This is a genomic window from Richelia intracellularis HH01, from assembly GCF_000350105.1.
GTDB classification, from domain to species: Bacteria; Cyanobacteriota; Cyanobacteriia; order Cyanobacteriales; family Nostocaceae; genus Richelia; species Richelia intracellularis.
In genome coordinates this window covers 1-495 of sequence record NZ_CAIY01000008.1, presented here as the reverse complement: position 1 = coordinate 495, position 495 = coordinate 1, and the positions used below count along the sequence as shown (strand labels likewise).

Annotated in this window: 1 protein-coding gene; it reads left to right on the top strand. The window is 42.8% G+C overall.

What is annotated here, in order from left to right; translation table 11 throughout:
• Nucleotides 1-23: 23 nt before the first annotated feature.
• Nucleotides 24-452, top strand: a complete 429-nt coding sequence (locus RINTHH_RS00715) for a hypothetical protein (RefSeq protein WP_008231648.1) — start codon at nt 24-26, stop codon at nt 450-452.
• The last annotated feature ends 43 nt before the right edge of the window (nt 453-495 follow it).

The following is a 495-nucleotide window of genomic DNA, read 5'->3' as shown; positions in this document are numbered from 1 at the left end:
TATTAATGAAGTGAGGAACGAATATGTTACGTACGCCCTACAATTATGATCGTAATGCAGTATCTCAAGATACTGCGTTGGTTTGTTCAGAAGATACGCTGACTCAACAAAATTTTAAGGAAGATGCGGATCTGAACATAATGTTAAGAAAATATGGAGTTGCTCCAGTTAGCGAACCTAACTGGGAGGAAGTTGACTTTAGTAATATTGGCTCGTATCACGATGCCATGAATGCGATTGTGGCAGCACAAGAGCAATTTGATGCTTTACCTGCCGAAGAGCGTGTAAAGCATGACAATGATCCAGGCAAGTTTATGGATTATTGGAATCAGAGAATTGTAGAGGCTGAAAAGGCGAAGATCGCAGAAGCGAAAGCTGCTAAGAAAGCTGAAGCGAATAGTAGCGTCGACCCAACGCCAGTGGTCGATGCAGACAAGGAACCTACTGAGTAGGTTCCGCGTCAGTAGCACACGGATATACTTGATTTAAAGTGTG

Excerpts from the sequence above, each read along its gene's own strand:
- RINTHH_RS00715 (WP_008231648.1), top strand. The coding sequence starts at position 24 with ATGTTACGTACGCCCTACAATTATGATCGTAATGCAGTATCTCAAGAT.